This window comes from Metabacillus sp. KJ11-3 (genome assembly GCF_055808295.1).
Genome location: NZ_CM147865.1, coordinates 1,454,107 through 1,480,281, shown reverse-complemented (window position 1 = coordinate 1,480,281; position 26,175 = coordinate 1,454,107). Strand labels below are relative to the sequence as shown.

The 26,175-nt window shown below is 33.7% G+C and carries 34 protein-coding genes and 1 pseudogene; 11 read left to right on the top strand and 24 right to left on the bottom strand.

What is annotated here, in order from left to right:
- Window positions 1-18: 18 nt before the first annotated feature.
- From AC0L8O_RS07835 to cdaS, 4 genes and pseudogenes are all read right to left on the bottom strand, one after another.
- Window positions 19-1,938, bottom strand: coding sequence for a vWA domain-containing protein (locus tag AC0L8O_RS07835; protein ID WP_473448758.1), 1,920 nt, complete (start codon window positions 1,936-1,938; stop codon window positions 19-21).
- Between the two features lie 10 nt (window positions 1,939-1,948).
- Window positions 1,949-2,835 (bottom strand): annotated as a pseudogene (locus AC0L8O_RS07830) (ATP-binding protein).
- Between the two features lie 162 nt (window positions 2,836-2,997).
- Complete coding sequence (locus AC0L8O_RS07825) at window positions 2,998-4,062, bottom strand: C40 family peptidase (RefSeq protein ID WP_251682474.1); 1,065 nt, start codon at window positions 4,060-4,062, stop codon at window positions 2,998-3,000.
- A gap of 253 nt (window positions 4,063-4,315) precedes the next feature.
- Window positions 4,316-4,942 (bottom strand): sporulation-specific diadenylate cyclase CdaS, encoded by a 627-nt coding sequence (gene cdaS, locus AC0L8O_RS07820; RefSeq protein ID WP_251682719.1) that lies wholly within the window; start codon window positions 4,940-4,942, stop codon window positions 4,316-4,318.
- Between the two features lie 109 nt (window positions 4,943-5,051).
- Here cdaS and AC0L8O_RS07815 point away from each other — a divergent pair, with 109 nt between their 5' ends.
- Entirely contained in the window at window positions 5,052-5,201 is a 150-nt protein-coding gene (locus tag AC0L8O_RS07815; protein ID WP_473447190.1) for a hypothetical protein, read from the top strand.
- A gap of 34 nt (window positions 5,202-5,235) precedes the next feature.
- Window positions 5,236-6,600, top strand: a complete 1,365-nt coding sequence (locus tag AC0L8O_RS07810) for an MATE family efflux transporter (protein WP_251682475.1) — start codon at window positions 5,236-5,238, stop codon at window positions 6,598-6,600.
- 108 nt (window positions 6,601-6,708) lie between these two features.
- Here AC0L8O_RS07810 and bshB2 read toward each other — a convergent pair whose 3' ends face one another.
- Genes bshB2 through rarD form a run of 4 tightly spaced genes read right to left on the bottom strand, consistent with a single transcriptional unit; the run spans window position 6,709 to window position 9,007 of the window.
- Window positions 6,709-7,374, bottom strand: a complete 666-nt coding sequence (gene bshB2 / locus AC0L8O_RS07805) for a bacillithiol biosynthesis deacetylase BshB2 (RefSeq protein ID WP_251682476.1) — start codon at window positions 7,372-7,374, stop codon at window positions 6,709-6,711.
- Window positions 7,375-7,422: 48 nt separating this feature from the next.
- Window positions 7,423-7,773: a YojF family protein gene (locus AC0L8O_RS07800; RefSeq protein WP_251682477.1), complete on the bottom strand. Its 351-nt coding sequence runs from the start codon at window positions 7,771-7,773 to the stop codon at window positions 7,423-7,425.
- Window positions 7,770-8,057 (bottom strand): hypothetical protein, encoded by a 288-nt coding sequence (locus AC0L8O_RS07795; protein WP_251682478.1) that lies wholly within the window; start codon window positions 8,055-8,057, stop codon window positions 7,770-7,772. Before AC0L8O_RS07795 ends, AC0L8O_RS07800 begins: the two co-directional genes overlap by 4 nt.
- 11 nt (window positions 8,058-8,068) lie before the next feature.
- The gene (gene rarD, locus AC0L8O_RS07790; RefSeq protein WP_473447189.1) at window positions 8,069-9,007 is read right to left on the bottom strand and encodes an EamA family transporter RarD; all 939 of its coding nucleotides are present in this window, start codon (window positions 9,005-9,007) and stop codon (window positions 8,069-8,071) included.
- Window positions 9,008-9,172: 165 nt separating this feature from the next.
- Here rarD and AC0L8O_RS07785 point away from each other — a divergent pair, with 165 nt between their 5' ends.
- Entirely contained in the window at window positions 9,173-9,622 is a 450-nt protein-coding gene (locus tag AC0L8O_RS07785; RefSeq protein ID WP_473447188.1) for an Hsp20/alpha crystallin family protein, read from the top strand.
- A gap of 116 nt (window positions 9,623-9,738) precedes the next feature.
- Here AC0L8O_RS07785 and AC0L8O_RS07780 read toward each other — a convergent pair whose 3' ends face one another.
- The 3 genes from AC0L8O_RS07780 to AC0L8O_RS07770 form a co-directional block, all read right to left on the bottom strand.
- Window positions 9,739-9,951 (bottom strand): hypothetical protein, encoded by a 213-nt coding sequence (locus AC0L8O_RS07780; RefSeq protein ID WP_438362699.1) that lies wholly within the window; start codon window positions 9,949-9,951, stop codon window positions 9,739-9,741.
- A gap of 116 nt (window positions 9,952-10,067) precedes the next feature.
- The gene (locus tag AC0L8O_RS07775; protein ID WP_251682481.1) at window positions 10,068-10,808 is read right to left on the bottom strand and encodes an SDR family oxidoreductase; all 741 of its coding nucleotides are present in this window, start codon (window positions 10,806-10,808) and stop codon (window positions 10,068-10,070) included.
- Window positions 10,801-11,139 carry a winged helix-turn-helix transcriptional regulator gene (locus AC0L8O_RS07770; protein ID WP_251682482.1) on the bottom strand — a complete coding sequence of 113 codons (339 nt, stop codon included), beginning with the start codon at window positions 11,137-11,139 and terminating at the stop codon, window positions 10,801-10,803. Before AC0L8O_RS07770 ends, AC0L8O_RS07775 begins: the two co-directional genes overlap by 8 nt.
- Window positions 11,140-11,283: 144 nt before the next feature.
- Between AC0L8O_RS07770 and AC0L8O_RS07765 the strand changes: the two genes are divergently transcribed.
- Window positions 11,284-11,907, top strand: a complete 624-nt coding sequence (locus AC0L8O_RS07765) for a nitroreductase family protein (protein ID WP_473447187.1) — start codon at window positions 11,284-11,286, stop codon at window positions 11,905-11,907.
- A gap of 44 nt (window positions 11,908-11,951) precedes the next feature.
- Here the strand turns inward: AC0L8O_RS07765 and AC0L8O_RS07760 are convergent, their stop codons facing one another.
- Entirely contained in the window at window positions 11,952-13,349 is a 1,398-nt protein-coding gene (locus tag AC0L8O_RS07760; RefSeq protein ID WP_372496266.1) for a S41 family peptidase, read from the bottom strand.
- Window positions 13,350-13,590: 241 nt separating this feature from the next.
- On the opposite strand from AC0L8O_RS07760, the gene AC0L8O_RS07755 reads away from it, so the two are divergent.
- The 3 genes from AC0L8O_RS07755 (at window position 13,591) to AC0L8O_RS07745 (ending at window position 14,962) form a co-directional block, all read left to right on the top strand.
- A complete protein-coding gene (locus tag AC0L8O_RS07755) occupies window positions 13,591-13,863 on the top strand; it encodes a hypothetical protein (RefSeq protein ID WP_251682484.1) in 273 nt (90 codons plus the stop codon).
- 53 nt (window positions 13,864-13,916) lie between these two features.
- On the top strand, window positions 13,917-14,627 hold the full coding sequence (locus AC0L8O_RS07750; RefSeq protein ID WP_368657221.1) for a class I SAM-dependent methyltransferase: 711 nt from the start codon (window positions 13,917-13,919) through the stop codon (window positions 14,625-14,627).
- Between the two features lie 83 nt (window positions 14,628-14,710).
- Entirely contained in the window at window positions 14,711-14,962 is a 252-nt protein-coding gene (locus AC0L8O_RS07745) for a hypothetical protein (RefSeq protein ID WP_078432901.1), read from the top strand.
- 61 nt (window positions 14,963-15,023) lie between these two features.
- On the opposite strand, the gene AC0L8O_RS07740 is transcribed toward AC0L8O_RS07745, so the two are convergent.
- The 3 genes from AC0L8O_RS07740 to deoD form a co-directional block, all read right to left on the bottom strand.
- Window positions 15,024-15,527: a mismatch-specific DNA-glycosylase gene (locus tag AC0L8O_RS07740; RefSeq protein WP_473447186.1), complete on the bottom strand. Its 504-nt coding sequence runs from the start codon at window positions 15,525-15,527 to the stop codon at window positions 15,024-15,026.
- 12 nt (window positions 15,528-15,539) lie between these two features.
- Window positions 15,540-16,361, bottom strand: a complete 822-nt coding sequence (locus tag AC0L8O_RS07735) for a M15 family metallopeptidase (RefSeq protein WP_368657223.1) — start codon at window positions 16,359-16,361, stop codon at window positions 15,540-15,542.
- A 215-nt stretch (window positions 16,362-16,576) separates the two neighbouring features.
- Entirely contained in the window at window positions 16,577-17,284 is a 708-nt protein-coding gene (gene deoD / locus AC0L8O_RS07730; protein WP_251682487.1) for a purine-nucleoside phosphorylase, read from the bottom strand.
- A 188-nt stretch (window positions 17,285-17,472) separates the two neighbouring features.
- Between deoD and AC0L8O_RS07725 the strand changes: the two genes are divergently transcribed.
- The gene (locus AC0L8O_RS07725; RefSeq protein ID WP_169908218.1) at window positions 17,473-17,610 is read left to right on the top strand and encodes a hypothetical protein; all 138 of its coding nucleotides are present in this window, start codon (window positions 17,473-17,475) and stop codon (window positions 17,608-17,610) included.
- A gap of 12 nt (window positions 17,611-17,622) precedes the next feature.
- Window positions 17,623-17,763 (top strand): hypothetical protein, encoded by a 141-nt coding sequence (locus AC0L8O_RS07720; protein WP_251682488.1) that lies wholly within the window; start codon window positions 17,623-17,625, stop codon window positions 17,761-17,763.
- A gap of 91 nt (window positions 17,764-17,854) precedes the next feature.
- On the opposite strand, the gene AC0L8O_RS07715 is transcribed toward AC0L8O_RS07720, so the two are convergent.
- The 7 genes from AC0L8O_RS07715 to AC0L8O_RS07685 form a co-directional block, all read right to left on the bottom strand.
- Window positions 17,855-18,148, bottom strand: a complete 294-nt coding sequence (locus AC0L8O_RS07715) for a YodL domain-containing protein (protein ID WP_473448755.1) — start codon at window positions 18,146-18,148, stop codon at window positions 17,855-17,857.
- A gap of 145 nt (window positions 18,149-18,293) precedes the next feature.
- On the bottom strand, window positions 18,294-18,911 hold the full coding sequence (locus AC0L8O_RS07710) for a phosphatase PAP2 family protein (RefSeq protein ID WP_473447185.1): 618 nt from the start codon (window positions 18,909-18,911) through the stop codon (window positions 18,294-18,296).
- Between the two features lie 212 nt (window positions 18,912-19,123).
- Window positions 19,124-19,264, bottom strand: a complete 141-nt coding sequence (locus AC0L8O_RS07705) for a hypothetical protein (protein ID WP_169908212.1) — start codon at window positions 19,262-19,264, stop codon at window positions 19,124-19,126.
- Window positions 19,265-19,576: 312 nt separating this feature from the next.
- Window positions 19,577-20,296 carry a YebC/PmpR family DNA-binding transcriptional regulator gene (locus AC0L8O_RS07700; protein WP_251682491.1) on the bottom strand — a complete coding sequence of 240 codons (720 nt, stop codon included), beginning with the start codon at window positions 20,294-20,296 and terminating at the stop codon, window positions 19,577-19,579.
- Between the two features lie 143 nt (window positions 20,297-20,439).
- Entirely contained in the window at window positions 20,440-21,633 is a 1,194-nt protein-coding gene (locus AC0L8O_RS07695; protein WP_232230151.1) for a CapA family protein, read from the bottom strand.
- 186 nt (window positions 21,634-21,819) lie between these two features.
- Window positions 21,820-22,590 carry a sporulation protein gene (locus AC0L8O_RS07690; protein WP_026560719.1) on the bottom strand — a complete coding sequence of 257 codons (771 nt, stop codon included), beginning with the start codon at window positions 22,588-22,590 and terminating at the stop codon, window positions 21,820-21,822.
- An 11-nt stretch (window positions 22,591-22,601) separates the two neighbouring features.
- Window positions 22,602-23,399 carry a serine/threonine protein kinase gene (locus AC0L8O_RS07685; RefSeq protein ID WP_473447184.1) on the bottom strand — a complete coding sequence of 266 codons (798 nt, stop codon included), beginning with the start codon at window positions 23,397-23,399 and terminating at the stop codon, window positions 22,602-22,604.
- A gap of 302 nt (window positions 23,400-23,701) precedes the next feature.
- Between AC0L8O_RS07685 and AC0L8O_RS07680 the strand changes: the two genes are divergently transcribed.
- Window positions 23,702-24,763 (top strand): DUF2515 family protein, encoded by a 1,062-nt coding sequence (locus AC0L8O_RS07680; RefSeq protein ID WP_473447183.1) that lies wholly within the window; start codon window positions 23,702-23,704, stop codon window positions 24,761-24,763.
- A gap of 159 nt (window positions 24,764-24,922) precedes the next feature.
- Here the strand turns inward: AC0L8O_RS07680 and AC0L8O_RS07675 are convergent, their stop codons facing one another.
- A complete protein-coding gene (locus tag AC0L8O_RS07675; protein WP_026560717.1) occupies window positions 24,923-25,105 on the bottom strand; it encodes a YozD family protein in 183 nt (60 codons plus the stop codon).
- A gap of 164 nt (window positions 25,106-25,269) precedes the next feature.
- Here AC0L8O_RS07675 and AC0L8O_RS07670 point away from each other — a divergent pair, with 164 nt between their 5' ends.
- The gene (locus AC0L8O_RS07670; RefSeq protein ID WP_034332497.1) at window positions 25,270-25,455 is read left to right on the top strand and encodes a hypothetical protein; all 186 of its coding nucleotides are present in this window, start codon (window positions 25,270-25,272) and stop codon (window positions 25,453-25,455) included.
- A gap of 3 nt (window positions 25,456-25,458) precedes the next feature.
- On the opposite strand, the gene AC0L8O_RS07665 is transcribed toward AC0L8O_RS07670, so the two are convergent.
- Window positions 25,459-26,151 (bottom strand): hypothetical protein, encoded by a 693-nt coding sequence (locus AC0L8O_RS07665; protein WP_473447182.1) that lies wholly within the window; start codon window positions 26,149-26,151, stop codon window positions 25,459-25,461.
- Between the last annotated feature and the right edge of the window lie 24 nt (window positions 26,152-26,175).

Sequence of the window (26,175 nt, the reverse complement as noted above, 5' to 3'; positions counted from 1 at the left end):
ACTTTTCTATATGAACAGCTAAATTGTTTTTAATAACAATCTTTTTAGTAATGGGTATAATTGTTCTGGAAGCTCTTCAATTTTTTCAACAAAAACACTGTATCTTCCATAAATATTTTGGATGGTTTTTTTGGTCGCTTCATCTACTTCATTAGTTGATAAAAAGACATTCATTACCTCTATCCCTAACTTCCTGGCATCTAATACGGCTTCATGTGTATCTATAATTCCATTTCTTTCATAACCGGTTGCGGCTGGTTCACCATCAGAAAACACAATGAGAAATTTTTGCTTTTCATTTCTTTTCATTAATTGATCGGTCATATGTCTTATTGCATACCCATCTCGATTATCTTCTTCTGGAGATAGTTGCATAATCTCTGGTCCTGATTGACTCTGCAATGAATTCCTAAACGATATAACAGTATGAAAATGGTTCGGCTGACGGGTTTTGGAAGCTTCATTTGTGTCTTCCCAAAAACCAACAATCTGATGCGGAACTCTGACTGACTTTAATGTTTCATGAAAGAGTATAATTCCCAGCTTTGTTTGGTCCATTTTATCAAACATGGAGGCAGAACAATCAACTAAAAGAGTAAAAACAGCATCAATATCCGGTGATCTTTCCTGCTTTTTATAAAACAGTTTAGGATTTTCTTCTGTCAATAATCTTAGAAGCTTTTTGTTTAACCTCCCTATATGGAGATCTGTTCTTGGCAATGTTCTTTTATGTTCCAATGTTTTTTGAATCATTAATTTTAATTTTTTCTGAAATAGAAGAATATCATTTCGATCATGTTTGTATTTATCTATGTCATCTGCCGACGGGAGCTTTGATTGAACAAATATTGGTACAGCATATTTATTTTCCTTCCCATATACAAGCTCCCCCGCGCTAGATCTTTCTTCCTTTTGCGACTCCATAGCTTCTAGCTTTGAATAATCATTTTTTTTAGCTTTCCCTGATGTCCCCTGTACCATTGCAAGTGCTTGATCTGTGTCTTCGCCTTCACGAACAGTACCATCACCATTAAGCGTTGTGTTTGTTCCTTGTTCTAAATCAAATTGTAAAAAACTTTTGGTTGGCTTGCTCGTTTCACTATGCCAGGTTGGAAGTTTGTCACTATGGACATCTTCATCACCTTTTTTAGCATTTTCGATTTGATCTTTATTTTTTAATTTAGATTTTCTCTTTAACTCATCAAAAAGACTTGAAGCTTTTATTGATTCGTACGGAAGATCAGCTAAATAAAAATAAGTATTAAGCATGTCCTTATCCAGAAGCTCTTCTAAAATATCAACTACATTTAAAACAATCTTAATAATGTGTGAGGTTGAAGAGGCTTCAAAAACTTGAAAGATTTGAGTTTGAATATAAGGTAATGTACGATCTAGGTTTTCTGACAGGGCCGGAACCTGTTCCATTGTAGATTCAGCTGTCAGGATTAGATAGAGTGCATTAAATAGAGCGTCTGTTAAAATATTACGTTCCTTATGAATAATAAGTTGGCTTTGAAAATGTCTACGGTATAGCTTTTTTCTTAAGTAAAACGCAGTTTTTGTACCTGGTCTTTCTTTTATACACACCTCTTCTATTCGAAGATCTTCCAACAACATACAAAGTTGTTTGGCAAAACTATTAAGCTTTAAAGGCCTTACCCTTTGTATAAATAGACCAAGCTCTCGAAAATCTGTATGAAAATAGTTCCCAATACTTCGAAGATAAACATCACTTTTTAATGCTAATTCTGTCTCAGATTTTTCACGATGATCCCAGAAATGACTAACATAAATCTTTTTTTCAAATGGATCTAAGTAAGATTGGACACTATAATCCACTTCCAAATCACGATTCTTTGTAAGTCCTTTGGAAAGATCAGATAATTCCATAAAAAGAAATGAATCAACTTGTTGATCGTTGAACTTAATAAATCTCAAAACCAAAACCTCACTCAAATAGAGTTTCAGCCACATTTCTAATGGCTGCTTTTTCTCTTTCATCATCCAGCTTTTCAACAATTCCTCTTTCGACAGCACGTTTTGGAGGGAGATAGCAAGCTAAATCACATGTATCAATTAGTGCCCTTATTGATGCAGCTTCTTCTGACACCTGTCCATTTTGAACAAGACTTAACAAATCGGCTGACAACTTTGTAAATGTTTTAATTAATGCTGGATCTGTAAGCTTTGATTGTTTTTCAAGAACCGATTTCAATTCATCGTCTTGTATATATGGAACTTCAATGACAACAAAACGGTTTTTTAATGCTTCATTTAAGGGTACTGTTCCAACATATCCTTCATTTATCGCAGCAATAACTCCAAAGTGCTCATGTGATCTCACAACTTCCCCTGTAAATGGATTTGTAATCATTCTTCGATAATCCAGTACCCCGTTTAAAATAGGTAGTGTTTCCGGTTTTGCCATATTAATTTCATCGATATAAAGAAGATGTCCTTTTTTCATCGCTTTCACAACAGGTCCTGCAATAAATTCAATTGAAGTTCCACTTTGATTGTTTTCTATTGTTTTAAAGCCTAATAGTGCTTCTGCATCTAAATCAACAGAACAGTTAATACTATGCATCGGCTGCTGAAATAGATTTGATAGAGTTTCAGCAAGTTTGGTTTTTCAGATCCTGTTGGACCTTTTAATAAAACATTTTTTCCTAGAGCTAATGCAATCATTGCATCATAAATAATAGAATCATCAGTTGGAGTATATCCGCTCTCACCGATTAATAATTCATCATCCTCATGTACCTCTCTTGCTGATCTATCCTTTATTAACTTTTGAATGTCAGTTGGTAATTGATAAGCTTCTATGTTTTTCATTTTTGTCCTTCCTTTTATACCTTTTTCAAACGTTTATACCAATCATGAGTATACTAAAAAGATTGTAAGTATTCAAAGTTTACGAAAGTACTTTAGGTGGTAATTAATAACTAAATCCACCCCTTTTTTTATCTCAAAAAAAAAATAGAATCCTAAAGGATTCTATAAATAGCGTTTAGCACCGAGATAGCGCTGCTTCCAATATGAATTATCCAGTTTACTTATCGTAACTCCTGAGCTGCTAGCATGAATAAATTCATTATTTCCTAAATAAATTCCCATATGTGATGGACCTGCCTTATATGTAGTAAAGAAGACAAAATCTCCTACTGCAGGATTGTTTACAGATTTCATCGTATCCCAATAACCCGCTGTACTTAAGCGAGACACAGATGTAACTTTATTTAGAACATAATAAATAAATCCACTGCAATCAAAACCACTTGGTGTATTTCCAGCCCAACGGTATGGAGTTCCCATTAGTGATTTCGCTTCACTTATCATTGTGTCAATTTTTGAGGATTGATTTTGTGATTGCGATGGTTTTGAAACCGTGTTATTTGTATCTTGACTAATTGTTTTGTCACCATTCAATTTTAAAACCTGACCAACTCGAATAACATCTGATTTAAGATTATTTGCTACTTTTATTTCTGCAATCGTTAAGTCAAATTTATTGGCTATTTTCCATAAAGAATCACCTGGTAAAACCTTGTATGTAGAAACGACATTTGATGAACCTTGCTCAGGTTTATTGTTGCTAACCGTTTCTTCATTTTTCTGAGTAGTTTGACCGGTTTGTTTTTTAACCGATAATTTTTGACCAACTCGGATAAGATCACTTGTTAAATTGTTTAGATTCTTTAACTCAGCAACTGATGTATTATGAGCTCTAGCAATCACCCATAATGAATCTCCGCTTTTTACAGTATATGTTACATTTTTAGCAGATGTTGATGAAGAAGAATTCGATGTTGTACTATTACTTGATTGATTATTTGTAGTAGTAGATGTTTTAACCTTGAGAACTTGTCCAACCTGAAGAAAGTCACTATTTAATGAATTCCATTGCTTAAGGTTGCTAACTGTTGTGTCATACTGCCTTGACAAATCCCAAAGTGTATCACCACTTTTCACTTTAATTTTCTCATCTGCTGCAGCAACTGAAGCAAATAATGATGACCCAACAACTGCTGTTGCTGTCAATCCTAATATTTTTTGTTTCATTTCTACTATTACCTCCTACTCATCATAAGCTTAGTTTAATAGATTATCAGACATAAAACTACATATTTATAAATAAATTTAATAAAAACAGGTAAAATGATACAGATCCTTCCTTTTTACTATACAAAATTTTACATAGACAGACAATCATTCTATTTCAGCTTTCCAACTCGCTTCTTAATCTATCATCCTTTTAATTTTTTAAAACAAAAAAAGTCAGAAACTGTGTTCTGACTTTTACATATTTATTTTTTTATTGGAGACTAGATTCAGGTGAGATAATAGGATAAAGGATTCCCCCTAATGCAAACGACATTTTTCCTGTTTCCTCTGAAATGATGAGTACTAAAGCATCTGTCATCTCCGTAAGGCCAATACCTGCCCTATGTCTTGTTCCTACTTTCTCTGAACCAAAATCCTGGTTTGTTAAAGGCAATACATTTGCAGCGGAAATAATATAATCTCCCTTCACTATTATTGCTCCATCATGCAATGGATTTCCAGGATAGAAAATACTTTCGATTAAACGATTGGAGATCGTTGCATTTAATGGAATGCCTCCCTGAATATGGCCAGAAACCGGGTTTTCTCTTTCTACAACAATTAGTGCCCCGTGTCTTTTTTCTGCCAGATTTTGAATCGCCTTAGCGATCTCTATGTATTGAGTTGTGAATTTTTCAATATAAGCTTTTAAATAAAAGAAAGACGCGGAAGATTGTATTTCATTAAAGAGATCTCTTATATGAGCGAGCTCACATAAGAGACAATATTCTTTCTCATCCAGTGAATTTCTCATTGTTTGTGTTTCATCAATTATTTGACTTAGGTGAACAGCAATGTGATGTTTGATAGATGTAAATGTTTGATTTTGTTCCAATATGCTCAATCCTCCCTTTAGATTAGTCTTTTTCTTTCATGCTATTTTATGATTTTTTATTTTGTGTATTTTTTCCATTTATCTAACCATACTACCTATAGGAGGTGTACGCATGATTACTCAAAAGATTCTTCAATATACGTTTAGTATTTTAGGTGTCATATCCTTAGGTTTTTTTATTATCAAATGTTCAAAGGTGAGTCACGTAAATCAGATAACAATCAGCCGAAATAAACTACTATTTGTCTTTTTCATGTTATAATGCAACAGGTATCTTTTTGAAATGAGGATGTAACATGAAAATTAACGTATTAAACAAGAAAAAAATAATTTATCTTTCAAGTATTCTATTTCCGATTCTCATCACTCAACTAGGTTTATTTTCGATGAATTTTTTTGACACAACAATGTCAGGCAAAGTACATCCAAATGACTTAGCGGGTGTTGCAATTGGATCCAGTTTATGGGTACCCGTTTATACCGGTTTAAGTGGAATTTTATTATCCGTAACCCCTATTGTTGCCCAGCTAGTTGGGGCGAAAAAAACAAAAGATGTTCCGTTTATGGTAGTTCAAGGCCTGTATGTTAGCATTTTTATTTCCGTTCTTATTCTTATTTTAGGTTTTTTTGTGTTGGATCCCATCTTATTAAATATGGGTCTTGAAAATGAGGTTCGCTATATAGCCAAGTGGTATTTAATTTCATTATCACTGGGGATTTTCCCTTTATTTTTATACGCCGTGTTAAGATGTTTTATTGATGCGTTGGGGTATACCAGAGTAACAATGATTATCACACTTACTTCCTTACCAATAAACTTTGTATTCAACTACTTGTTTATCTTTGGGAAATTTGGATTTCCTGCTCTTGGGGGAATAGGTGCCGGTATAGCATCTGCCATAACTTATTGGTGTATTACGGCAATTGCAATCTTTATCGTTAACAAACGATCTCCTTTTAAGGAGTACTATATTTTTAAGACGTTCTTTCCTATTTCTTTTAAAGCATGGGGAGAAATTTTAAAAATTGGTGTACCTATTGGACTTTCCATATTCTTTGAAACTAGTATTTTTGCTGCTGTTACACTACTGATGAGTCAATATCATACCGTTACAATTGCCTCACATCAGGCAGCCATTAATTTTGCTTCTTTTCTTTACATGCTTCCATTAAGTATTTCTTTAGCTCTCACTATTGTCGTCGGACAAGAAGTTGGGGCAAAAAGAATAAGGGATGCAAGACAATACAGCTATATAGGTATAGGATTAGCGCTCATGCTTTCCCTCATTTCAGCTGCACTGATTTATTTCTTTAGACCGGAAGTTGCGTCACTTTATACTTCTGATAATGCCGTACTTAAGCTAACACAGGATTTCTTAATTTATGCGATTTTCTTTCAATTATCAGATGCGATAGCTGCACCAATACAAGGTATCCTAAGAGGATATAAAGATGTAAATGTAACATTTATTATGGCTCTCATTTCTTATTGGGTAATCGGACTTCCAGTTGGATATCTTGTTGCTACGTATACTCCTTTGGATGCGTTTGGATATTGGATTGGTCTTATTTCTGGGCTTGCCGCTGGAGCAATCGGATTATCTTTTCGACTATATAAAATCCAACGAAAATATGAAGTGTTAAATGCACATAATAATTAGAGAAGAGTGGCTTGTCGCTATGTTCTAGTTGGCAAAGTCGCTGTCATATCTTTTCCTAATTAAAAAGAGTGTCTTACTTCATTTGAAGATAAGACACTCTTTTTTGCACTAATCAGTCCATTTATACGTATAAAACACTTCTTTCTCAAACCAATGCATGACCTCAGGGTCTTTATTTAGGAATTTCTCTTCCATTGCCTTTAACATTCCCTCTGTTTGGGAACGATGTGCTTTTAATGCATTTAGTTTAATATCTGCTACATCTGCTACATTTACCTCAACATCTGGATGACCAATACTCTCGAATCTGTTCTTCGTAATCGCCATACAATATGTAACAGGTCGTTCTTCAATCGGCTTTCTCTTTAAAGCTCGGATAACGCCTTCTCCACATGCATCATGGTCAGGATGGACCCCATGTCCCGGATAAAAAGTTACAATAAGCGTTGGTTGAACTTCATCAATAATCTTTTCAAATAGATCAGCTAATTGTTCTTCATCTTCAAATTCGAGGGTTTTATCTCGTAACCCCAGCATTCGTAAGTCTTGAATATCCATCGCTTGACAAGCATTGATTAGTTCTTCTTTACGAATTTGAGGCAGCAGCTCTCGATTCGCAAAAAGAGGGTTTCCCATATTTCTGCCCATTTCACCTAAAGTACCACACGCGTATGTAACGGGTACTCCCGCTTTACGATTTAAAGCTATCAGTCCGGCAACTCCAAAGGCTTCATCATCAGGATGTGGTAATATTACTAAAACATGTTCCTTCATCTATACTCACCTCTATATCATGATTAAAACGTCCATCTGAACATACCATTAATTGTGAAATGGTTTCTCACTTATTTGTAAGGCTATAGCTAATTGCCCTTCTGAGTTGTGGCCTGCTGTTAATAGTTGACCTTCTTCGTTAAAGGTCCAATCCGTTAGACCTTCTGCGTATATCCAACCATCTTCTAATTTCAAACCAATTCGATATGGACCATTTCCTGTAATTTTAGCTTGGTGATAAGTAACCTTTGTATTTCGAATAAAGGCCACAACTGTCATGTTTTTTTCATCTTTATGTGCAGAATAAGAGCCTGTTGTTGTTTCTAAGTGTATAAACACTTGTTTATTTAAAAAATGATCTAGATATCCTTGAACATCTTGTGTTGTAATACTTTTCATAGTGAACCTCCTCTATTTGTTTCATTTTCCAGTTCTTCTAAAATAGATAGATGATACTCAATTAGTTTTATTTTTAGTTGATCTTCAATTGAAGAGGCAACTATTCTTTTCACCGATAAGGTAAACTTTTGATGCGGTGTTTTACGGAGTCTAGGATGAGTCATTTCGTCCTTTAGTTCGTTTTCAACCGCATTTCTTAATGTATGTTCAGGATTTTCTTCAATTGGCAATGACCGGTTTGACCAAAGTGATTTATAAGCTCTTAATATTTCTATGCTCTTCAAGATCTCCACTCCTACATCTCAACAGAATTTGGTTTCTTGATTTTTATTGCAAACTTTTTAAAATGACGTGAATTGGAAAGTGTAAAGAGCAATAAGGCCGTCCATATACATGAAAAAGTAATCAATTCAGTTATAGTGAAGGGTTCCTCATAAAGAACAACTCCTATTATTAACGTAATTGTTGGTGCTATATACTGAAGTACACCAACCATAAATAATGGAATACGTTGAGCCCCACTTGCAAAGAGAAGTAATGGTACAGCTGTTGCAACACCTGCTCCAATCAGGAGTAAATTTGTTGCTATGTCAAATTGAAGAAACATCATTTCTCCTTGTAAAGCCAACATCAATAAATAAATAATCGCAATTGGTGTAACAACCAATGTTTCGAATGTCAGCCCAATTCCAGAGCTTAACTTTGTCATCTTTTTTGCCAGCCCATATAATCCGAAGCTAATAGCAAGGGTCAAAGCAATGAATGGGATTTGTCCATAGTTTATCGTCATATATAAAACACCAATTCCTGCGATGATAAAAGATAACTTCTGCCAGAGATTTAATTTTTCTTTAAAAAATATCATTCCTAATAAAACACTTATAAGTGGATTTATGTAATATCCTAAACTTGTTTCTATCAAGTGCCCATGATTTACAGACCATATATACACAAACCAGTTTATACTAATTAAAACAGAAGATAAAATAAGCAATAAAACTAAACTCGGTTGTTTCACCATTTTCTTACATACATCAATAACATTCGGCCATTCCTTAAAAAAAGTTAATAGGGCAAGCATAAACAAGAAAGACCAAAAAATTCTATGAGCTAAAATTTCTTCAGAAGTTACATCATGGATTAACTTCCAATAAAGTGGTAGTACCCCCCATAACATATAAGAAAAAGCAGTATAAAACAGGCCTTTTTTATATGCATTTACTTCATTATTCATTATCAAACCTCACAATTCTGTCAACTCAAAGCTGTAGTTATTAATATATTCCAAATTCCATTATATACATCTTAGATCAAGTCCGACAACAGATATGCACTCTAACCTATTTTATTTAATAGCATATCATATGTATTAAAATGAACCGAATTAGGAAGTGATTATATGTTTCCATGGGATAAACAATTCCCCTTTGGTCAATCTGGTTTTTCCAAGCAATTAAATAAAATGAACCCGAAAGAAGTGGAGAACTATATCCAACAAGTTATGAAGAATGTATTCGGTGGTGACTTAACTCAAGGTGGTTATCCCTTCCAAACTGATTATTCACCAAAAGAATCATCCACTATTCAGAAGCCGGAGATTTTCGAAACCAGTGATTATGTTTATGTGAACATCCCTTTAAATAATATGTCCAGGGAAAATGTCAAATTGCAACATACCACACATCAATTATTTATCATAAATTACCCTAAGGATTCAGAACAAACCAAATTCATGCTCCCCTCACCTGTTAAGAGAAAAGGGACAAAAGCAAGTTTTTTAGAGGATAGGATCGAAATCCAGTTTACTAAGCTAAGTGAGTTTAGTTTATCTGAGATTGATATAACGTAACCTTTTTAATGAATCGCCCTAAGTTCTAATAAACCTTCATTTTAAAGTGGTTATCCATCAGAATTGTTTCACATAATAAAAAACTACCTGCAGACAATTGCAGGTAGTTTTTTATATTAATAATAAGGATAACCGCCATATGGATAACCGTACCCATAACCATAATAAGGGTATGGCGGGTATGGCGGATATGGATAAAATGGTCTTGGTCTTAAGATGGCACTACCTACCAAACCACCAAGAAGTCCACCAACAAATGGTGCACCTATAAAAAATCTGCCTCCCGGGTAAGGGCTACGGAAATTATTTCTCATCATATATGGACCCATCTTCTTTACCTCCTCCTAGATAAATACCTACACTAATAAGTATTCATATCGGGAGGGTTTTGAGTGGGCTTTCACCTATATCATTAGGTAAATGCTATAACTTTTCTCTTTTCTTGTTACTCCTCATAGATCATTTTTTTGGTCATACCACCATCTACGATTAAATTAATACCTGTAACAAAATCATTATCCTTACTTGTAAGATATTTACAAGCTTTGACAATGTCTGATGGTTTCCCGACTCGTTTAGATAAATGCTGTATGTGATCAACTTCTCTTAATGAGTTGTAATCTCCAGTTTCAATCCAGCCTGGAGAAATCGCATTTACTTGTATTTGATCGTCACTTAATGAAGCTGCAAGCGCATGTGTCAGTGCAACAATCCCACCTTTTGTCGCAGCATATGCCTCTGAATTTTCTTCTGACATTAATGCTCTGGTGGAGGCAATATTCACTATTTTTCCCCCATTTGTATTTGCCTTCATTACCTTAGCAGCTTCTCTTGAAGCAAACATAACACTTCTTAAATTTGTATTCAGTACCATGTCCCATTCTTCAACTGTTATTTCATACGGAGACTTCCACTTAGACAATCCTGCATTGTTAATTAGTATATCTACGGTGTTATAACGATCAACCGTTGATTTTATTAATTGTTCAATATCACTTACGATTGATACATCAGTTTTAACAAACATGACATTTAATTGCTTTTCTTTACATGTTTGTTCTAGGTTTCTGCCTGCTTGCTCATTAATATCCGCTATAACAACATTGTCATTCTCCTCAGCATATTGAATGACTAATTCTTTTCCAATACCATTTGCACCACCAGTTATAATAACGGTTCTATTCATTCTCTTCTCCTTTCTTTTCTTCAACCGAGCAAAAAGTATCTGCCCAAATTCCTACCTCTTTTACAACGCCTTTCAAACTTCTCCCTTTATCAGTTAACTGATAAATGACTTTAACCGGGGTTTCATCTATAACAATTCTTTCCACTAAACCTTCATTTTCCAGTTCTTTAAGTCGTTCAGATAACATCTTTTGACTAATACTAGGAATAATATCTGTCAGGTCTTTAAACCTTTTAGGTCCATCGAGTAAAACATGAATGATAATACCAATCCAACGTTTACCTAAAAGTCTAAAAGCCGTTTCTAATTTTGGACAAAGATTTATTTTCACACAGTTCTCCCCTTATTCCATTTCTCTTGACTCTGTATTTCACTTCTATTATGATAGGTAGATGTGATAATACTTACTAAAAGTTAGTATATTACTTTTAGTATAAAATATACACGTACCAAATTCAACTCAGGAGGATTTCTCATGAATACAACCTATGCAGAAGATGTGATGACAGTATTAAATAGTCGTTCTTCTATACGCCATTATGATAAAGACGCGAAAATTACAAAAGAAGAGTTAAGTGAACTCTTAACATTCGCAACAAAGGCGCCATCTGCTTGGAATTTACAACATTGGCATTTTACAGTATTCCATAGTGATGAAGCTAAACAAAAATTATTACCTATCGCTTATAATCAAAGTCAAATTGTTGAATCATCTGCTGTAGTTGTCATTTTAGGTGACTTAGAAGCTAATGAAAACACTGACCAGGTGTATGATCCTCTTGTACTAGCAGGACATTTAAAATCAGAGATAAAAGAAAACCTAGCAGGTCAGATTAGTCGTGCTTATACAGACAAAGGTTTTGCACGAGATGCTGCATTTACAAATGCTTCATTGGCTGCAATGCAATTAATGATTATTGCAAAGGCCAAAGGCTATGACACATGTGCAATTGGCGGGTTTAATAAAGATCAATTTATGCAAGAATTTTCTATTTCTGAAAGATATGTTCCAATTATGTTAATTTCGATTGGAAAAGCTGTGAAGCCTGCACACCAAAGTAATCGCTTAGATTTAGATCAAGTTTCAACATGGTTATAGGTCTTACGAAAAAACAGCTTATGCGAAAAGCATAAGCTGTTTTTTTACATGTTTTCTTTTAATACCGATATCGCTTTTTCCAATTGTGTATCATTTTCTTGGATTTTTTTCTGAATTAATTCCATCAACTTAATCGTTGTATCTTTTGTAATGATACCATTTACAGTAAGTTTGTTATCTTCTTGGAATTGTTTTACAACCTTTTCTGTCGCTTCATCAAAATATCCCTTAACACTAACTTCTGTATAACCAAGTGCCTTAAGCATTTGTTGAGCAGCATTTACTTCGGCATTAGAATCACCGGATTTTAATTCGTTTTCAGGGTTAATATAAGGTAAATTTGCATAGTCAGGCAGCTCTGCCTTCACTGTAGGCTCAATTCCCTTATCATGTATCCATGTACCATCAGGTGTTAACCATTTAGCAGTTGTATATTTGACAGATGAATTATCATCAAATCCATTTGCGGTTTGAACAGTACCTTTCCCAAAGGTTTTTTCCCCAACAAGTGGTATTCCTGCCGACTCATTTAATGCTGCAGCCATAATTTCACCTGCACTTGCTGTTCCGCCATCAATTAAAACTGTAATAGGCAGGTCAACATCCTTGTCATTTTCAGCTTTGTAAATTTCCTTGGCACCAGTTCGATCTTCCACTTGCATAATATTTTTTCCTTTCGGAACAAATAAATCAGACATAAGGAGAGCTTGGTCCATTAATCCACCGGGATTTTGTCTTAAGTCCAGTATTAAACCCTTAACTTTTTTATTTTGCAGCTCCTCCAAGGCGCTGGCAAGTTCTTTTCCAGTCGTCTCAGAAAACTTTGTAATTTGTATTTTACCAATGTTTCCATCAAGCACTTCTGAATAAACTGTTTCTAAAGGTATGGTATCTCTTTTTATTGTAAAAGTAAGTTCTCCAACTCCTGCACGTTGGATAAGTAGATTAACCTTTGTTCCTTTTTCTCCTCGAATATTCATAACTGCTTCATTAACAGACAAACCTTCAACAGATTTATCATCTACTTTAAGAATGATATCTTTTGGTTTTATCCCTGCTTCTTCAGCAGGAGATCCTTTAATAGGAGAGACAACCATAATATTTCCGTTGCTTTCTTGTACTTCAGCACCAATACCTTCAAAAGATGAAGAAATATTTTCACTAAAGCTTTTAGCTTCCTCAACATCCATATAAACGGAGTATGGATCTTCCAAAGATTCCACCATACCTTTAATAGCACCTTCAACCAGCTGATCTGTATCAACTTTTTCATAATAATTTGCCTGTAGAATTTCATATGTTTTTCTTAATTTCCCAAATGGATCGTCTTCTTGTGCACTTAACATACTTCCATTAGGCTTAACAACATTGTATGTTATTCCTGCTGTAATTGTTGCTGTTACAATTACTGAAATTAGTAATTTGCTATTTTTCACGACTATTTTGCACCACCTTTATGTATGTTCCTATTATGTCTAAGCCAAATGAAAACGTCAATTAATTTGTGTAGCAGAAAAAATGATTCACTTTTTGTCAACATTCTACTTCCTCAAATCATATAGTAAGGGATACCTCAAACTGAAATTTTATAAAAGAAAATGATCTTCGACAAAAACCACGATACTTTTTTATTAATTTAATGTAAAGTTTATTACACGAATGTAAATGCAGGGAGGTTTTCATATGCAAATAGCAGATTACATTGGAAGAACTGAATTTGATATGATTCACTTTTCATTATCATTAATCAAAGAAATTGATTACAAAATAAAACAAAAAGTTTTCTTTTATCAAAATCAAGTTTCTACATTTATAAATGATCAAGTTGAACGCTATGTTCACACATTACATGTTAAGGGTTCACTTCAATACGTTTATAAGGCAGAAATTCATAAAATGATTACTCCTAAGCTCAAAATGCTTTTTGAAAAACATTGCTTATTCCATTGTGTCTAATCACGCTCCATTCTGATCCTTCATAAAATAAAGGATCAGAATGGGGGAATAATTTGAATTACTTACAAATGCTATCTTCACTCGGCGTTGGTGGAGCACATCCTGGGGGCATATCCTTAACAAAGGAAATCTTTGAACAAGAAAAATTCCCAATCAATCATACTGTACTTGATGTTGGATGTGGAACAGGACAAAGTTGTTATTACCTGCATCAATTAGGCTACAATGTAATTGGTCTAGATTTTGATCACCTTATGATTCAACAAGCAAAAAAACGGAATAAAGAATGTCAGTGTGAAATTTTATATGTACAAGAAGATTTAACTTCAACTTCTCTACCAGATCAATTATCCGATATCATCTTATCTGAGTCGGTTCTAAATTTTACAAATCTTGATCTAACATTACCAGAACTAAAAAGAATTCTAAAACCAAACGGTGTCATTATTGCTATCGAGATGATACGGACGGAGCCATTATTAGAGTCGGAATATAGCGAGATCACTGCATTTTACGGAATACCTGATATTTTATCAATTGAAGATTGGAAGAGCGCATTCAATAAATTTGGTCTAACTATTTTTAAAATCCAATCAGAGGATGATTTTTCCTCCATCAGGTCAGAAGAACCTACTACAGAATTTCACATTACAGATGTGACTCCTTCATTAGCATTTAACATGTTGACAATGCATGAGGAATTATCGTTACGATATAGAGACAGATTATCTTTTCGAGTTTTTTATGCAAGACGATCCGTCTAAATCAACCTTTTATAGTTATTAGTACAATCCCCCCTTGGCCGCGAACATACAATATGGAGACGAAAGGCTAAGGAGGGAAAATCATGTCACAGCATTACTATGACCTTTGCTGTCGCTATAATGGAAAAGTAGTAAGAATCACTGATCGTTCTGGTCGCACCCATGTAGGCAGAATTTGTCGTGTTACTTCAAATAAAGTATTTATTGAACCACGGATGCAAAGAGGAGGATTCGGTTATGGCCCTTATGGATATGGATGGGGCTATGGACCAGCGTATGGTATTGGCTTAGGCTTTATCACTGGAATTGTTTTAGGTGGATTGCTTTTTTGGTAAGTAAGTATAAAGATGAAAATAAGGGGAACATGAGACCTTCCCCTTATTTTTCCTTCAATTATTAATCTATTAAAGGTTTTACACCTTTATAAATCTCAACAATATCCTCAATCTTCATCCTAACTAATCCACTAGAAGAAGGAGCAACAAAATCTATTACACCTTCAATTACACTTTTATGCTGTTTACCCCATCCTGCTTTTTTAGATTGACTATATTGAAGGTAAACACCTTTGCCAACAAAAAAAGCAACTTTCGGTTGGTAAAAAGCTATTTTTTGCTTCAGCATTTCCCTTCCATCATGATATTCTTTTTGTGTAATTTCAGCTGCTGCACGCGTAGGTCTTGATACAATATTAGTAAACCCAAATCCCTTTTTGAGTAACTCGCCATCTTCGTTAGGAAGATAAATTCGTTCTGTGAGATCGGCTAAGAAAAGTATTTTCCAAAAACGGTTATGTTTATTTGCATAGTTATGTCCTACTTCCTCGGAAACCAAACTAGGATTAAACCCTATGAACAAGATGTCTAGATTTTTTTGTAGTTTGTCCAAATGATCATTCATACTATATCACCGTTATATCTTTTTCACTTTTAGAAAGTACTCTTCTAATGTTAAATCCTTTTCATACATAATAGCTGCTTTTTCTTTTCCTACATAACGCAAATGCCATGGTTCATATTGATAGCCTGTAAGAGATTCTTTATTTTTTGGATAACGAATAATAAAACCTGCACGATGAGCATTCTCTTGAACCCATTTTCCTTCTTTCGTGTCACCAAATTCTTCTGTAATCTCCAAATTTACACTTCGACTTGAAATATCCATTGCTAATCCGGTTTGATGCTCACTTTGTCCCGGTAGAGCAACAGCTTGCAATGCATATTCTTCACCCTTATCTTGCTTTTCCACATTAAAAATTCCTTCTTGACGTGAATATGATCTATAACCGGATACAGCTAATAATTCAATTCCATCTTTTTCGGCTAATTCAAAAAGCTCTTCTAACGCATCAGCTGCTACTTTTCTAATATATTTTTGTGGAACATCCGCATCACCGAAAGAAAACTCAACATCAGGGACAACCAAATCATTAGGTTCAAATTCAGAAGAAAGAGCAAAATCTTTATTTACCATAACGAGTAAATTTGTCGGATTTTCAATAACGTTGTCACCATTCACTTGTTTTACCTGATTAAAAAATTCTGATTCTAATAAAAAATCTTCATCGATTTCTACTTTTGGTTCATTTACTTCTTCATTATTCTCAATTTGTTCAGTTTGGGTATAGTTTTGCCCTTGCTGACCACTAAGAAAAGGCATAGATTTAGAAAAATCTGTACAACCCGAAAGAGCGACCGGTAAAAGTAAAATAACGCTCCATTTATTGTAAAACATAGTACCACCCTATTCTTGTTCAATAACAAAGCTATTTTAACACTAAATACAAGCTAAAGAAATGATAATTAAGTAACTACCTACATCTTTACCTTTCTACCTAGACATTAAAACGTAAATTCAATGTTTTCTTTTCGACAAAAAACTGGGTGATCAACAATGTCCAAAAGAAAAAAGCATGCAAATGGCATACTTTTAGAAATTTTTTTTGATAATTATGCTTTTTTAATAGCCGCTTCTAGTGCTACTATAATCATATCATTAAACGTAGTTTGGCGTTCTTCTGAAGTTGTTTCTTCTCCAGTTAAAATGTGGTCACTTACAGTTAATACAGATAGTGCTTTACGATTGTATTTGGAAGCCAGTGTATAAAGTGCAGCTGATTCCATTTCTATTGCTAAAATACCATATTGTGCCCATTTTTCATGTTCAGCATTGTCATTGTAGAACATATCTGCTGTAAAGACATTTCCCACTTTTAAATTTAGACCTTTCTCGAGCCCGGCATCATAAGCTTTCTTCAATAAATCGAAGTTTGCAGTTGGAGCATAGTCTACGCCGCCAAATGTAAGTCTATTCATTTGAGAATCGGTCGATGCACTCATTGCTAAAATGACATCCCGAACTTTTACATCTTTTTGAATAGCTCCACAAGTACCAACACGTATTAATTGTTGTACTCCATAACTATTCATAAGTTCATTTATGTATATAGAAATAGATGGCACACCCATTCCAGTACCTTGAACAGAGATTCTTTCACCTTTATATGTTCCTGTAAAACCGAGCATTCCTCGAACTTCATTATAACAGGTCACATCTTCCAAGAATGTTTCGGCAATATACTTTGCACGTAATGGATCCCCTGGTAATAATACTGTTTCAGCTATTTCATTTTCTTTTGCACCAATATGTACGCTCATTATTTAACCTCCTAGAGAGAATGATAAACCCATTTCTCATTTACTATATCATATCTTGATAAGACAATTAAATTTTTTCAATATTACCATTTTCTATATGTCTAAAAAAATGCTATACATTTATTGTCAGCTATAGCTTTATAACATTGGGAAAAGATATAACCGTAATCTCTTTAGGAGGAAACGAAATGAAGAAAAAATTAGAACAAGCGATTCAATATGCAAATGAAACTAACCCTGGTTCTAGAAATGGAACACAACCGCATGAATCTAAAAAACCAAGAAAACAAAAAACACATGCAACCAATAAAACAAATGAAATATAAGGAGATGTAATGATGGGGAAGAAACATAGAAATCGAAATACACCAAAGAAAAACAACCATATTTCACCTGCTGTCTTAGAAGCTGAAGAAACAGCTCATGCAAAGGAACATACATCAGGTAAAAGAAAGAATGGCCCTGGGAACAACGTTTAATTAGGACTGTTAAGTAAAAGAAAGAAAAGGTAATCGATGATCACAATAATGTAAAATTTCTCGTGATATCGATTGCCTTTTCGCCATTTTCTCATCTAACATGAATACGATTAATTTTATTCCACCCTTGCGGATTTAGCTTATAATAAAATTGCCCCTTTTTTCCTTCATCAATAAGAACAATATCGCCTGTGCTTAAATATCTCGCTTGGTAATCATTCGGCATTCGGTCTGTAACATTGAAAGTTTGAAAAACCTTTTGTAATGCATCTTTGTGATTATTCCCTTCCATCACAAAACGATAAACATCTTGATACCCTTTTTTCTCCCCAAACTTCGGTGTTTGAAAAATGGTCACATCATATGAAGTGATTCTTTTTTTAATAGTAAGGTATACACGGTTTCTCTCTCCTTCGCTTAAGTATTATTATTATTATAATTAGCCACTTACTCGAAAGATTCCTTTAGATAAAAACCGCTTTTTTTGTCGAAATCATTAGAATAACATAATTTAATGGACGACAAAGCCTTTAAGACTTTGTAACAAGCATAGTAGTTCTAATTCTAATCGTTCTAAATAACATAAACCAAACAAACCCTGCACTCCATCCAGCTAGTACATCTGTTAAATAATGTACTCCTAGATAAATTCTACTAACACCTATTAACATGACGAGACAAATAGTCATCGTTATAGCTAGCAATTTTTGATTTTCCCGTTTTATAAAATGAGAAAGAATTAAATAACATAAAAAGCCATATATTGCTGCAGAATTCATAGAATGTCCACTAGGGAAACTATAATGTGTTGCCTGGTAAACGGCATCATATGTAGGACGTTCACGTAAAAATAATTCCTTAAGCAAGTAGTTCATTTGTCTAACCGTAAAGAATAGAATAAATAATAAAACAGCATCTATCCATTTCCGTTTGTATAATAAAAAGATGGCAACACCAATACAAATAGGCAATGCATACTTAATCGATCCTATATCCGATACGAATAAAAAAAGATCTGTTGCAAGCGGTAACCTCACCTGCTCAAAAAACAAGGTTACGTTCACATCGATCATAGAGAAAAACTCTACAGAATAAACCATTGCACAGAAACAAAATAAAAGTAAAGCAACCACTACCATTATCATCATTCAATTCATTCCTCCTATCCAATCCATAGGCATTATTTACGATCATGCCATAAAATGAAAGTAAAGGAAAGCTATATCATACCTTGCCTATTATTTCGTTAACTTCAAAAGAAAAAGGCCAAATCTACTAACAAAAAGATATAGACCTTATTTTTAAAGGACTATATACTTTCAATTAAGAAGACCTGACCCTATTTTTATATTGTATTTATTTATACTTTTTTGTGCTTTGCTTGTTCTTTATGCCCAGGAGCCGGTTTTGACTTGTAGGCATATTCACTTCCCATTTCAGTATCTTTTTTGTTGGCCATTACCGCCTTTTGTTCAGGACTATTGTGATGCTTCTTCGCCATCTACTTACACCTCATTCCAGTCTTTTTCTTCTAGATTCTGATCTTATTGACCATCTGCTCCATTTGGCGTTACTCGTCGAATGTGCTGATCTTCAAAGTTATTTTCTCTAGCCGTTTTTGCCTTATCATCCACAAGTTTTTTTTGATCTACTTCTGAAGAAGGTGAATTCTTTTTTTGACATGTAAGACCCTCCATATAGAATTTTTAAAGCAGTTATTAGTTTAACTAAAAAAAGGATTTGCATTCCAACGCTGAAGCTTTTTTCAATATATAAAAAAGCAGACCTTATTATTTAAAGGTCTGCTAAAAAATTATTCACTTAAATCTACATTGTGATAAACCTGTCTAACATCTTCTAAATCTTCAAGTGCATCAATCATTTTTTCAAATTGGACTTTCGCTTCTTCAGGTAATGTAATATCGGTTTGTGCAAGCATCGTTAACTCAGCTACTGTAAATTCTGTTATTCCCACTGTTTTAAAAGCTTCTTGTACAGAATGAAATTGATCTGGTTCAGCATAAACGATAACAGACTCATCTTCTTCAAGAATATCTCGAACATCGATATCCTCTTCCATTAATATTTCAAGCACTTCATCAGAGGATTTACCCTCAATCCCAATAACAGCTGTTGCATCAAACATATAAGCTACAGAACCGCTCACACCCATATTCCCGCCATTCTTACCGAATGCTGCCCGAACATCAGAAGCTGTACGGTTCACATTATTCGTTAGAGCATCTACAATGACCATCGAACCATTTGGTCCAAAGCCTTCATAGCGTAGCTCATCATAGTTTTCTTCTGCCCCACCCTTTGCTTTTTCAATTGCACGATCAATGATTGCCTTTGGGACATTATATGTTTTTGCTCGCTCAAGAACTACTTTTAATGCTTGATTTGCTTCTGGATCTGGCTCTCCTTGTCTTGCTACTACATAAATTTCACGACCGAATTTTGCATAAATACGACTCGTATTAGCATCTTTTGAAGCTTTCTTTTCTTTAATATTATTCCATTTACGACCCATAATGAACACTCACTTTCAAAGATTAAATCTATCAATTCTGTAAGACTCAAACGTTTGGATTAGCAAACACTTGTCAATTTTACTCACTTATTCTATTATACCTAAATTACCTTTTTTGTTAAGTACGACAATTCAATGCTTTTTTATTCAGATGTCATCAAATCTTTCTCGTAGACAAGCCACTCTGAATCTGATATTTGATTTGAATAAAGAATAATTTTTTCCTTTACTCTTTCATGTTCTATTCCAGATAGCAATGTCGGTTGATAATCGTTGTGTGTAGAGACAGATGATATTGAAAATGGAATCACATTAATCTCTTTTTTTTCATTTAACTTCCCATTTTCGATATAAAATTTTTGCTGAAAAACAAATGTATCCTTATCAGTCGGATTTTTATTTCCACCAAACATAAAATTCCCCAAACTGTATACGATAAACTTTCCTTTATATTCTTCGATTCCCTGAACAACATGCGGGTGATGGCCAAGTATTAGGTCTGCACCTGAATCAATACTGAATTTAGCTAATGAGATTTGGGTATCATTTGGTACATACTGCTTTTCATCTCCCCAGTGAAAATGAATCAAAATAATTTGTGCCCCTTGCCCTCTCAATTTATGAATACTTTCCTTAATTTTAGTACGTATCTCTTGAGTGTCCTGCCACCCTTCAAAGCCTAAAGCGCCTATTTTCACGCCTTTCACTTCTGTTAAGTATGAGTCTTCATACCCAAAGTACCCAATCTTTTTATTTTCTAGTGCAGTCTTCGTATCATCAAAGCCCTGCTGTAAGTAATCGAATATATGGTTGTTCGCTAAATTTACGGCTTCAATTCCACCCATTTTTAAAATTTCAGCATATTCTGGATCACCTTTAAAGCGAAAAGTCTTGTTTGCCTTTTCAGATGAATTTGTTAATGTTGTTTCAAGATTCACTGTTGTAAAATCATCACTTAAAAATAAGGAATCCAACCCTTCTAAAAAATAGGACATACCTTTTTGAGTAGCTACATCAACAAATGAACCCTGATAATCATACGATTCATCTCTTCCTAATGTGAAGTCACCAGCTGCACTTATTGTTATGGTTGTTGTCGGTTGATTTATTTGTTCTTTTATTGGTTCTTTTTCCTGATCGATTATTTTTGCTTCTTCAGTTTCATTTATTGTGACTGGTTCACCCTGTTTATAAGCATTTATGTAATTGTATACTGTAAGAGAAATGATGCCAAAACAAATGATTGTAAGCATTCTTCTATATACTTTTTTTAATCTTCTTCGCTTTTTCCTCTCTTTCGACTTTTTTCTTGACAGCAATGTACGGCTCTCCTTCATCCCTTAACCCCTTCTCAATCTTTAATAAAAACATACTTAAATAAAAATATCTTAATATAAATACAACGAAAGTAGCTAGTCTTTTGTTACAAAAATCAATCCTATTTACCTATTTTTAAGGAATAATAAAAAGCAATTAAAGGACACGAAGAGTTTGTGCACTTTAATTGCTTTGCTGATGTTTTATTAACTATGTTTATTTAAAATATCCAGTAAAATTCCTTTTATATTGCCTATTTCATTTTCATGAAGAGTAAACCTCACTAATGACTCATCCAAATCTAGGGCTTCAGAAAAGAGACCGCTAATACCTCTAGCTTTTCTGTCAACTTCAATAATAATCTCTATATTTGATTCATCAAGCATAGAAAACATGATTTCTACTTCGTCTAAACTTTTTCTGAATTGACCTGCTGTTGGAATGAATTCAAATTCCTGTACAAAAGGTAACCTTTTCCGTACCTTATATGAAGCAGCTTCATTTTTAACATTTCTAAGTGAAAATCCAAGTTCATTTAGTGCATTAATTGTTTTTTCCATCAAATGATGTGGTTCAATTTTGATGATATCCCGATCTGTCGGATCTATAGAACCTTTAATATCAACTCCTGTTTGCAACCAAACCTTTGAGGATCCAACGGTTATTGGAGTATCCAGAGGCAGCTCAAATGAGAAAGGAATTGTTTTTGTTTCACCCGGCATAATAACAAACGGCTCATTCAGCTTTACATTCGCAATGACTGCTTGTTTGTGAACGACTTTATCATCTTCTTCTTTTTCATAATTTGTGTTAATTGTTAGATAAATTTCATCAATTGATTGTTCAATGTTTCCTCCTTTTACTTCAATAATCCCTTTGACTTTCTCCCCGACTTTGATCATTGAATCTGATAGTTTCGCATCGACCTTAGCAGATCCAATCCCAACACTAGCTAATATTTTATTAAAAAAAGACATCGTATTCCTCCCTAATATAAACAATTTTCCACATCTTTTAAGACCTGATCCACTTCTTCGTACGCAGTATCCAATTGCAGCATTTTTCGTAAGATCACTTTACAATGACTTGTAACGGTCAATTCCTCTTCCCATGTTTTCTTTTTAGATGTTGCAGGTTCAAATGAAGAATATAGTAAGAATAATAGAAAATGACCTAAAGCATAAAAGTCACTTTTATAACTAATCTCCCGAAACAATTTTTTGTCTAGTCGATTTAACTTCTCTTCGTTTGCAATCTGGTCAGTTATTTTCCTAGCTAATCCAAAATCAATAATATAATGAGTGTTTCCATGTTTTAATATATTGGGGATTCGAAGATCCCGATGTACATATCCTTTTTCATGGATAATCTTCACAAGTCCAAGAACATGATAAAGTTCTACTAACGCTTCTTTTTCGGTATACTTTACACCATCATCAAAAATTAATTGCTCATATGTTTTACCCTTCTTATACTCCATAACAATAAATTTCTTTTGACTTACATCCTCAAACTTTTCAAAAAGTTGAGGAAAAGCAGGATGTTGAAAATTACTTAATATGATAGCTTCTCGGTCAAATGCCCTACTTCCTGCACGATCGAGCCTCTTGTATTTTCTTAACTGTTTTAGTACTTTTTGATTTTTCTGTTCATCTTCAACTAGATACGTAAAACCATAACTTCCTTTACCCAGAATTTCGGTTATCACATATTTATTTTCTACAATTGATAAGGGAGTAAGGGGTTTTTCTACAAGCTCGATCCATTTATTCAGCAGAACGTTCATTAGCTGCTATAGGAACTAAAAAAACTGCTTGCTCCGTGTCTTTTCTTATAATAATGATAACCATATTTTGATGGATGACGGTGTTTATAGCTTGAACTATTCATTCGATAAGAATGAGAACGTTTAATTGGTATGAATGAATTTAGGATCTTTTTTAACATGTTGATTCCCTCGCTTTGTGTCCAATTGATCAGTTGTTCTCCTTTATATACGACACGGATAAACAAAAGTTTCACATTTTTTATTAAACTCCCATACAAATGTAGAGAATTAGGTTATATCTCATTAAAGGGATGACAAATATGAAAAAACAAAACCATGAACCAATTCCTACAATTGAACAAGATTTAAAAGATATACTCAAAGACAAAACTCCGTTAATCGTAACACAAATGGAAAAAGAGATTATATCTACTATTAAATACAAAACAGAGTTAGCTAATAAAAATAATATAACCCGAACAAATGCTTATCTTTCTTTTTATTTAGAGTATCCAGAGACCCATTGGGCTTTTTTGGCTCATATGGTCTCACGAAATGGCGGATACAATATGACTGACTTAAAAAATTCCACCCTTTCTTCCATTCTCTCTCCTACCCAGCAAGTCAGCCTTTTTCAGTTCCTTGAACGCGCTAATTCATTAATTTTTCATGATGCGTATCCCCAACTGCTCCTATATAAAAAAAGCATAGAAGATAATATTTCGTATTTCCATTTATTACCTTTGTTTTCTGTCTCGACATTTATGACGCCGATATGGAGTTTTTTTTTCCAGAACAAGTTATCTTCAACATTTCTGACATTTGCATTAATTACAAATGAACAACAATATGTTGAAAAACATCTCATGACTTTAAACCATACAAAACAAGCGATCTTTCAAACTTTTATGTATATGATACAAGAAGTCATGGGTTTTACCCATGTTGTTTTCCCTTATAAAAAATACACTTTTTTACGAAAATATTCCTTATCAGGAATCGAAGTACACAACTTCCAATCTGTGCAAACCAGAATTAATATTGGGAAAAAACTTTATCATATTCTGTTTTCAAAACAAGCATACTCCTCTATTTTTGATTTTGCCAATAAACATGTTCATACAGGTTCTCGTTCTGATTACTGGCCACATGAATATACGTCAAACCATAATAAATCTAAACTATTTAGTCCTTCTCTTATTCTTGCCTGGGGTAACGTCATACATCGTTTTCCGACTTACCACGATTGGTATACAAATTACTCACAGGTTAAGTCCTGGAGAGATGAAGTAAAAGCTGATTTTCAGGATATTACGAAAGATGTTAAACGGGATTTAACCCTAATGAAGTCATTAGACAAAGTGAAGAACATGATTAACTAGACCGAAACCTTTTTGTGAATTAAAAACAACAAAAAAGAGGATCTCGATAAAAGGTTCTCTTTTCTTATATATAGCTAACAAAAATCATTTACATGCTATATAGAGAAAATGTTTTATCAATCAGAACCTTATGAGACATCCTCTTTTTACTATTTTGCATTATTCATTGTCTTCAAACTCTAAATCTTCATCGATTATACATTTGTTCAGAAGGTAATCAAATGTGATATCTGCAAGCTCTCCAAGTTCGTCTTCACCTGGAACATACCCTCTTTTTGTGAGCTCATTGTAAAAGAACTCAGCAATCTCCTCTGTGTCAATAATTACTTCTATTTCCTTCACAATATCGCCCCCCTTCTATTTTTTATGTCCATGCACAGAGACATATGCAACTTAAGTGAATTATTTTTTTGGATGATATAAAAAGAAAAATGGAATAAACATCTATTCTTTTCATATAAATAGTTTTAGATGGACAAGCATATAAAGAAATGGGGTATATTAGGATGATAAATGAGGTTACTAGCACAAAAATCAATGGTAAGTTAGAAAAAGTTGAGAAACATAACATGTTGGATTTTATTGATGGTGATGGCTTTGATCAATTATTAAGCTTTATTCTAAAAGGCTTATTTTATGGGGTTATTTTTTTCTGTATTCCTTATTTCATTTTCATTATGTTTTTACTGTAAGAATTAATGTATTGAATCAATATCCTTGTACCTTGATAAGCTTTTTAACACCAAATTCATCATGTCTAAATATTCCTGATCATGAAAAAGATTATAAAGTGTTTTATAATCATTGTAGATATCAAGCATTTCATCAATCAATTGCTTTTTATCATCTGAGTTTCTATTATCACTTGATGGTTCCAGGCCAATATATTGATGAATCAAAGAAGCATAGTAACGGCTTTCATCAGATATTGTGTTATGCAAATGAACTTGCTGAATAAATTCTTCAGCCTCTTGATTACTTATCATTAGGCTCATTTCATCTTCTGTCGCCTCTAACCATTCTCCATCTGACATTCTAGTTAACTCATAAGTAATTTCTTCCCATCCATCTTCTGCGTATCTCCAAACTTCTGTTCTCACTCCCACAATTCTAAACAATGAAGTTCCATATCCTTTAACCAAAACGATATCACCAATTTGGTAGAGAACTTCTATACTTATCTTTTCTGTTTCGACAATAGTCCCATCATATTCTGAAAATAATTGAAGTGCATTTTCATAAAACAACACATCCCCATGATTCACTTCATAGACAAATTGCTGGTCTACTAAATGAAGCTTTGTTATCGTGCCAACCGTTCCATACATAATAATCACGACAATATCTCCTATTTTAAATTTTGGTTTATTATGATGATTATTTTTCATTTCCCCATCTCTCCTTTTGTCGTG

Coding starts and splice junctions, on each gene's coding strand:
- AC0L8O_RS07825 (WP_251682474.1), bottom strand. CDS start 4,062: ATGAAACAAAAAATATTAGGATTGACAGCAACAGCAGTTGTTGGGTCA.
- AC0L8O_RS07815 (WP_473447190.1), top strand. CDS start 5,052: ATGATTACTCAAAAGATTCTTCAATATACGTTTAGTATTTTAGGTGTC.
- AC0L8O_RS07810 (WP_251682475.1), top strand. CDS start 5,236: ATGAAAATTAACGTATTAAACAAGAAAAAAATAATTTATCTTTCAAGT.
- bshB2 (WP_251682476.1), bottom strand. CDS start 7,374: ATGAAGGAACATGTTTTAGTAATATTACCACATCCTGATGATGAAGCC.
- AC0L8O_RS07800 (WP_251682477.1), bottom strand. CDS start 7,773: ATGAAAAGTATTACAACACAAGATGTTCAAGGATATCTAGATCATTTT.
- rarD (WP_473447189.1), bottom strand. CDS start 9,007: ATGAATAATGAAGTAAATGCATATAAAAAAGGCCTGTTTTATACTGCT.
- AC0L8O_RS07785 (WP_473447188.1), top strand. CDS start 9,173: ATGTTTCCATGGGATAAACAATTCCCCTTTGGTCAATCTGGTTTTTCC.
- AC0L8O_RS07780 (WP_438362699.1), bottom strand. CDS start 9,951: ATGGGTCCATATATGATGAGAAATAATTTCCGTAGCCCTTACCCGGGA.
- AC0L8O_RS07775 (WP_251682481.1), bottom strand. CDS start 10,808: ATGAATAGAACCGTTATTATAACTGGTGGTGCAAATGGTATTGGAAAA.
- AC0L8O_RS07765 (WP_473447187.1), top strand. CDS start 11,284: ATGAATACAACCTATGCAGAAGATGTGATGACAGTATTAAATAGTCGT.
- AC0L8O_RS07755 (WP_251682484.1), top strand. CDS start 13,591: ATGCAAATAGCAGATTACATTGGAAGAACTGAATTTGATATGATTCAC.
- AC0L8O_RS07745 (WP_078432901.1), top strand. CDS start 14,711: ATGTCACAGCATTACTATGACCTTTGCTGTCGCTATAATGGAAAAGTA.
- AC0L8O_RS07740 (WP_473447186.1), bottom strand. CDS start 15,527: ATGAATGATCATTTGGACAAACTACAAAAAAATCTAGACATCTTGTTC.
- AC0L8O_RS07735 (WP_368657223.1), bottom strand. CDS start 16,361: ATGTTTTACAATAAATGGAGCGTTATTTTACTTTTACCGGTCGCTCTT.
- deoD (WP_251682487.1), bottom strand. CDS start 17,284: ATGAGCGTACATATTGGTGCAAAAGAAAATGAAATAGCTGAAACAGTA.
- AC0L8O_RS07725 (WP_169908218.1), top strand. CDS start 17,473: ATGAAGAAAAAATTAGAACAAGCGATTCAATATGCAAATGAAACTAAC.
- AC0L8O_RS07720 (WP_251682488.1), top strand. CDS start 17,623: ATGGGGAAGAAACATAGAAATCGAAATACACCAAAGAAAAACAACCAT.
- AC0L8O_RS07710 (WP_473447185.1), bottom strand. CDS start 18,911: ATGATGATAATGGTAGTGGTTGCTTTACTTTTATTTTGTTTCTGTGCA.
- AC0L8O_RS07705 (WP_169908212.1), bottom strand. CDS start 19,264: ATGGCGAAGAAGCATCACAATAGTCCTGAACAAAAGGCGGTAATGGCC.
- AC0L8O_RS07700 (WP_251682491.1), bottom strand. CDS start 20,296: ATGGGTCGTAAATGGAATAATATTAAAGAAAAGAAAGCTTCAAAAGAT.
- AC0L8O_RS07695 (WP_232230151.1), bottom strand. CDS start 21,633: ATGAAGGAGAGCCGTACATTGCTGTCAAGAAAAAAGTCGAAAGAGAGG.
- AC0L8O_RS07690 (WP_026560719.1), bottom strand. CDS start 22,590: ATGTCTTTTTTTAATAAAATATTAGCTAGTGTTGGGATTGGATCTGCT.
- AC0L8O_RS07685 (WP_473447184.1), bottom strand. CDS start 23,399: ATGAACGTTCTGCTGAATAAATGGATCGAGCTTGTAGAAAAACCCCTT.
- AC0L8O_RS07680 (WP_473447183.1), top strand. CDS start 23,702: ATGAAAAAACAAAACCATGAACCAATTCCTACAATTGAACAAGATTTA.
- AC0L8O_RS07670 (WP_034332497.1), top strand. CDS start 25,270: ATGATAAATGAGGTTACTAGCACAAAAATCAATGGTAAGTTAGAAAAA.
- AC0L8O_RS07665 (WP_473447182.1), bottom strand. CDS start 26,151: ATGAAAAATAATCATCATAATAAACCAAAATTTAAAATAGGAGATATT.